The 6591-nt window shown below is 48.1% G+C and carries 6 protein-coding genes; 1 reads left to right on the plus strand and 5 read right to left on the minus strand.

The window, feature by feature from the left end; all coding sequences use genetic code 11:
- Nucleotides 1-121: 121 nt before the first annotated feature.
- A complete protein-coding gene (locus tag WG89_RS10005) occupies nt 122-814 on the plus strand; it encodes an rRNA adenine N-6-methyltransferase family protein (RefSeq protein WP_062265012.1) in 693 nt (230 codons plus the stop codon).
- Here WG89_RS10005 and WG89_RS10010 read toward each other — a convergent pair.
- The 5 genes from WG89_RS10010 to WG89_RS10030 all read right to left on the minus strand — a co-directional run bounded on the left by WG89_RS10010 (nt 780) and on the right by WG89_RS10030 (nt 6462).
- Nucleotides 780-1571, minus strand: coding sequence for a hypothetical protein (locus WG89_RS10010; protein WP_153301510.1), 792 nt, complete (start codon nt 1569-1571; stop codon nt 780-782). The two genes, WG89_RS10005 and WG89_RS10010, sit on opposite strands and share 35 nt — an antisense overlap.
- 129 nt (nt 1572-1700) lie before the next feature.
- On the minus strand, nt 1701-2699 hold the full coding sequence (locus WG89_RS10015; protein ID WP_062265018.1) for a nucleoid-associated protein: 999 nt from the start codon (nt 2697-2699) through the stop codon (nt 1701-1703).
- A 37-nt stretch (nt 2700-2736) separates the two neighbouring features.
- Nucleotides 2737-4611 (minus strand): MGH1-like glycoside hydrolase domain-containing protein, encoded by a 1875-nt coding sequence (locus tag WG89_RS10020; protein ID WP_153301511.1) that lies wholly within the window; start codon nt 4609-4611, stop codon nt 2737-2739.
- Between the two features lie 54 nt (nt 4612-4665).
- A complete protein-coding gene (locus WG89_RS10025; protein ID WP_062265030.1) occupies nt 4666-5577 on the minus strand; it encodes a phosphatase PAP2 family protein in 912 nt (303 codons plus the stop codon).
- A 114-nt stretch (nt 5578-5691) separates the two neighbouring features.
- Nucleotides 5692-6462 carry a TetR/AcrR family transcriptional regulator gene (locus WG89_RS10030; protein ID WP_062265041.1) on the minus strand — a complete coding sequence of 257 codons (771 nt, stop codon included), beginning with the start codon at nt 6460-6462 and terminating at the stop codon, nt 5692-5694.
- Between the last annotated feature and the right edge of the window lie 129 nt (nt 6463-6591).

Consider the following 6591-nt stretch of genomic DNA (forward strand, 5'->3'; position numbering starts at 1 on the left):
TTGACTGAAAAATATCCATAATTGTCTGAACATAAGTGCTATTTGGCCATTCTGTCACAGTTGACCCGGCTCGCGCTGTCCATCAATCTAATAGGGGCAGAATGGAATCTGGACGCATCGGGTGAAACTGTTTCTATTAGGTTTAAAGGTTCAGTACTTTGATTGGCTTGAGCTTTTCAAGGTACTTCTCCGTTACTCCTCTCAACGTCTTTTCCTCAAGGCTTTTCTTGAACTGAAGCTCCGATATCTATTGGACAGCCCCTTTCAGGTCAGTAAACGTTTCCTTGTTAAAAGAAAGTCAAATGACGTGTATCTTTACGGGGAGACGCCATTAACCGTACTAGATGAGATCTGTAAAAAAGCAGAAATTGACTCTGGGGATCATGTTTTCGAGTTGGGGGCGGGCAGTGGATTTACATCTCTCTGGCTGGCAGCTTTTGCCGGTGTCAAAGTGACATCCATTGAGCAGGTCCCCATCTTCTGTCGAAGGCTCAAGCGTGTCAGTCAAAGAATGAATGCTGTTGAACTGAATGTTGTTGAAGGTGACTATCTGGAAGTGGATCTATCAGAAGCTTCTTTTGTTTATCTCTATGCATCCAATCTGGGTGACCTGACTATTCGTTGTCTGACTCTGAGAATGCTGGCATTAAGGCCGGGAAGCAGAGTTATTTCTGTCAGTTATCCTCTGCAGGAATACTGCCCTGTCCCCGGTATCTTTGATTTGAAACAGCAGTTTTCTGTGCGCTTCCCATGGGGGGAGGCCGAGGTGTTTCTACAGATCAGAACATCTGATGTGCAGAAGTCATGCGACTGACTATAGTGCTTCCATAACGGGCCACCAGTTCAGGGACTGGTTTTCCAGGAAACTGATCAATACCCACCTTAATGAAGTTCCATGCGGCCTGAGCCTGCTTTATCGGTTTGGCAGCATGGGCGTGATCGCCAAATTGTTTATCGAGCTTTGATAGTTTTTGTTCAAAGTGTCTGGCCAGAGTCTGTAACTGCAGTCTTCCCGAAGCGGTTTTGTCCTCTTTCAACTCAGACAGTGTCAGACTCAGGTATTCCCGTGATAAACGTTGCATCAGCAAAGCTTGTTCAAGAAAGCCCAGTTTTTTGTTTCGGTGAGGGAAGCGGGTCAGGAGCTTTTGGCGAAGGAGTAACAGTTTTCGATCCAGCTTGGCCAGTGCCAGCAGCAGAGTTGAAGCCTCAGGGGGGCGGGAATGCGCAGGCAGTTCAGCCATCCAGGCGGCGTGTCTACTGATGATAGGCCAGAGCGACAGGGTTGAAGCCAGCAGCTTGGCTGTTTCCTGATCCCGGGATTGCTCTGGCAGGGCAGGGATGCTCTGGTTTAACAGGGCAAGATTATCTTGCATCTGTTCTCTGGCTTCCTTGTTGAGGAAATCAATCTGCAGAAGATGAATGTTGACGATCAGCTGATTTAACAGCAGTTCCTGTTTCAGAAGATATTCAGAGGTCAGGGTGTTACTTTTTACAGGCTGTTCAGAAGCAACGGCCTGATTCATCAGAGCCAGAAGAAAAAGCAGTGGAGCCAGTCTAAGAGCTTTAGGCATGATGGGACCCGGAAACAGTGAAATCATCCCTTATGTATCGGATGTCCCGGCTGCCACTTGATTGTGACAGCCTTTTAATATCACTATCAAAACCCATCAAGGCATGCAAATGCACACCTTAAGTTAGTGTCAGCTATTGCCTTCGAGCTGCTCTTTGAGTTTTGCCGGTACTTCCTTGATCACCAGCTGGTTCAGGTCCTTGTTGTAGATCACCTGGGTGCCGAGTAACTCTGCATCAAAGGCAATGTTGAGTCCTTTGCTGCGGCCAGTGAATTTAACCAGTTGGGTCAGGGTGCGCTTCTCTGGAGCCATGGGTTGGCTCATATCGTAATCACGGGTGTTGACGAAGCGGGCAAAGTCATCGGAGCCTGCTTCGCTAAGGTAGCCGGTGAGCTCGTCCAGAGTCAGGGCATCACCTTCGTCTATTTTGGTCTGGCAGTAGTCGTAAACCTGACGGCTGACTTCCTTGTGATTCTCCAGTGAGGGCGCTTCTTTGGCGTACTCTTTTACGGCACTGACCAGCGTATCGGCTTCTTCCTTACTGTTGCTGGTTTCATTGCACCCAAGGGCTTCCTGAAAGACATCGCTCAGTCGGCGGCCGCCGCGGGGGCGAAGGAAGGAAAGGTAACGGCCACTGTTTTCATTGCCCTGCCACTCAGTGATGTTGATTCTGCAGGCCAGAGGCATTTTGGCGGTATCCAGATAAGCAACGTCCTGAATAGAAAGGTCTTCAGTCACCGTTACGCTGACATTGCTGGTCAGCATGCAAAGCATGAAATAGCGGGTCAGACCCTGTTGATAGTCTGCAAACAAAAGATAGCCACCACCCAGGGCACCAGCCTGATCCAGCTTTTCAAGAAGCTGGTTCAGGGTGTTCTGAGTCAGAGTGGTAAAGTCCAGATTGTCTTCCAGATACTCGCCCAGTTCTGCCGGGAAAGGGCTTTCAGCTTCCGGGTTAAATTGACCGTACTGTTTGTCCTGCTTCTTGTTGTAGGTTTGCAGCAGATCGTCCAGCATGGCTTCCAATGCCGGAGTGGGTGTCAGGCTGTGACCTGCCGGAATTGCAGTCAGGTTGTCACTGCCTGGTACCTGTTCCAGCTGATGGACAATAATTTGTTGAATAGCCATAAGTTATGAGTCTTGCAAAAATACAGATCTCCTAATGTTACCGGCATTGTTCCAAATCGGACATATTAAAAGTTAACCTTTTCATGACCTCCTCCTCCCGATAGTAAACAATCAGGCTTTCAATGCCCTGATCAACCAGTCCTTTGGCTGACAGAGTGAAGTCGGATTCATGCAGCGGCTGGCCAGGCGAGACTTCCAGGTGAATAACACCGCTTCCAATGTGAAGGTTTCGGATGCCATGGGTATCATATCTGTGCAGGTGCCATGTGATGCTGGTTTCATGGACATTGATTCCTATCAGGCTTTCCTGAACCAGACCAATGGGTCCCAGTCCGGCCCAGCCAAGAAAGTTACTTTTAGCCGGGGTCTTTTTTTCATCGTTCCTTTTGCCGGGACCACCATTCGTTGGACTGTTGTATTCGTAGAACTGTTCCTTGAGTGTTTCAGGTTCAGTGGTTTCGGATTCATTACTGGCCTGAATCAGATTGTTAGCCAGCTTTTCAAGGTATTTCTCCGTTGAAGCGGTATATTCGAGCCAGGCATTGTGTTTATCCGCGGCATAGTTCATCAAGCCTTTCAGAGTGATGTACACCAATGGTGGCCAGGAACCTCCCTGCCAGTAGTTACCGTCTTCATTAAACTGATATCGTAACAGTCGCAGCCATTTAAGAATGGGCCAGTAGATCTGTGCCAGAGATGGGTAGGGCATTTCGCTTTTGAAATAGAGTGAGCTGGATAACATGGGCAGCATGGCATCCACCTGACTTTGACTGGCTACTTCAGCATAGAGAGTCCAGAACATTGACAGGGTGAAAGTGGTTTCCTTGTTTTCACAGGTGCCCCGTACATTAAAGTAGCCTCCATTGTGACTATCCCACATGCACTCATTAATTTTGTCCTTTAGCTCTGAGGACTTTGCTTTGTAAGCTTCAGACTGTTCGTTATTTCCCAGTACCCGTTCAATATTTGCCATGGCGTCGTAGTGGAGTTTCATCTGGGCAGATATGTCGAGCCAGGCGTCGTTCTTATCAAGTAAATCGATAACGTTAATGGCCTCGGGTGATGAATGGCCACTGATTTTTTGTTCATCTTTGGACCATGTGTCAAATCCAAGAGGAATATTATCCATACCTGAGCCAAAGGCCCGTTGCCAGAATAGCCCTTTCAGCGGGCCTGCTTTTACCTGACGGTTGTTTTCCTGCCACTGGGTATAGTGCTCAAGAGGGAGAACGACTCTGTGCAGTCTTTGTGCATCTCTGCTTAGCAGGTAATACCGCCATTCTGCGTGTGCGACCAATGGCGGGTTGTTTTTATTCTCTTCGATGTAGAGTTCCCTGATTTTTTTTTCCCTGACTCGATTGAGTGCTTCATCAGTCTCGTTTTCGGTCTTTATCAAAGATGTGGGTTGCGAAGGCACGTAATGGATTTCATAGCCATAAGGGCTGGTTTCTCTGGGAATAAAACCATTGGGATGCTGAAACCGGTAAAAATTATCCAACCCTCCGGTAATGGGAAAATAGCGGTGTGCATAGAGACCAAACCCGAAAGTACAGAAAGCCTGGTCCCAGAAAAACTCGTGATTTGAAAATTGAGTGCTGAGCCAGTCTGAGACATATCGGTTGTTGCGTTGATCTTCAGGCCATCGGATATTGTTAAAGAAGGTGATCCAGGCGATCTTGTTGAGAGTATTAATGTGCGTATCTTCTATAAGGACTTCTGGGAGTAGCTGCTGAAGGTTCGCTTCACTGTATCTCCAGGGACGACTTAAGGGGAACGCATAAGTTTGTTTGTCAAAATACTGGCCTTCGGATTCTCCGGCCATCCGGTACAGGTGTGAGTCTCCTATCCAATAAGCCTGGCAAAGTGTTGCAACGCACAAAAAAAACAGCGCGAGAGCCACCGGGTAACGCATTGAATACTCCGTATCGTTTTTATTGTGACTGTTATATTGATCGCTTGAAGCGAATTATCTGTGTTTTCCCAGAAGCCTTTGATAGGTCATGGGCCAGAGGCCCGCTCCCCAGAATGCTACTAGAAAAGCTTCGAGCCAGCGGAAAAGATAGTAGAGAGTGGGAAGATCTTCCGGTTGTGGAAGGTAAGGCAGGAGCTTATAGAGCAGCGAAACACTGAAGGCTCCAGGCAGCGCCTGGGTGAAAAAGAGTCTCAAGGAGGGTTTCCCAAATGCAGGTGCAAACAGTAATCCCAGCCCTATTCCACAAAATAACCCGGTAAATTTGGCCATTTTACTGTAGGGAAATAGAGCACCATTCCCGGCTCCCCAGTTAAAAATCTCTCTGAACAAAAGCGTAATCATCAGTGGCAGTGAACAGGCAACTAACACGATCAGACAGCGCTTCCAGAAAGTTTTGGCATTGAGGTAGGTAAGAAAGGGTTTTTCCAAGGATATGAAGAGAAAAAGGATGATAGTTCCAAAACTGATGCCTACCAGAATATGGGAAGGGAAGTGGACGCCCAGATACAACCTTGAGATTGCGGTAGAAAAAATCATGAACAGGGCCAGCGCCCAGAGCCAGCGACTCTTTAAGGTGCTGGCCAGGAGACCCCAGAGCACTACGGCATTCTGAGTGTGACCAGAGGGCATGCCGAAGGCTTTTTCTGACATGCCATTGTAGAGTTCCGGATAAAGCCAGTAGGGCCTTGGTGAAGCAAAGAACTGGCGGCAGGCACCAAAGACTGTAGTGCTGATCTCAGTACCAATGGCGAGACGGGCACCCAGGTATTTGTAGCCCGACCAGTACAGGAGACCTGCTATCAAAAGAAAGTGGTAGGAGTAGCCAAAGGCGGAGATGGCTCTCAGATAACTATCAAAAGCGACAAGCTTCTGCTGTAACAACGCAATAAACTGAAAAGCTTCCATCGTTTTACCTTGAAAAGCAGATTGCTATGTTGCTTCTCGAGTTTGGAGGGCATGCAGAATGTTTTTTGCCCTTGGCTGATGATCTGTTCTATGGCTCTGGTCGTGATTCAGAACTCAGCCACTGGGATTCAGAATATGTTGAAGGCTGTGTTTAACCAGCATGTCGAGCTGATGCTGGTTGGGGCTGATCCTGGCCATGAGTTGCAGGCCCAGAAAAAAGCTGGTCAGTTCTCTGGCTGCTTCTGCACTGCTAAGGCTGGGGGCTATGAGGTTTTTCTCTGCACCTTTGTGGATCTGGGTCAGAAGAGCCTGTTGTAGGGTTTCAACAGCCTGTCTGACGAGTTCGGCAGCCTGCTCCGGCAACAAATGCAGTTCTGTGCTGGTGCAGGCCAGGAAGCAGCAGTTTTGATATTGCATCTCACGAGGGTGGCGGTAACCGGCAGTCAGAAACCGACGAAGGCCCTCCATAGGGTTGCCGGTACCCAGGTATTTTTGGATTCTCAGCTGCAGGTAGTGTTCAATGTAATACTGCAGAACATGGAGGTACAAACCTTCCTTGTTTTTAAAGTGGTGATAAAGGCTGCCCGGGTGTAAATCAGTGGCTTCCTCCAGTTGTCTCAGGGAAGATGCCGAGAATCCTCTGGACCAGAATAGAGCGAGAGCGTTATCCAGCGCCTTGTCTTTATTAAAAGAGGTATGCCTGCCCATAATGACACTGTTTGATTTTTGAACTTCCAATGTAGCAGCAGTTTTCTGTTCGCGACAACTCCCAGTCTCTTCCAATATGAAATGAGCCTGAAGAAGGGGCTGGTTTCTAACATGAAATGAGCCGACTTCAGCACTGTCGTTCATGATGAGGATATGAAAATCATCATGAACACCCATTTCATCAAAACCCTGGAGGATGTAAGAAGCCTCCTTTCACAAGCAGACTGTCTGGAGCCCGGCTGGGACTCCAAGGACGAATGTTACCGTTGGATTGAGCTAACCCTCAGCCACTTCAAATACCGTTCC

It is taken from the genome of Endozoicomonas arenosclerae (assembly GCF_001562015.1).
Classification (GTDB): Bacteria; Pseudomonadota; Gammaproteobacteria; order Pseudomonadales; family Endozoicomonadaceae; genus Endozoicomonas_A; species Endozoicomonas_A arenosclerae.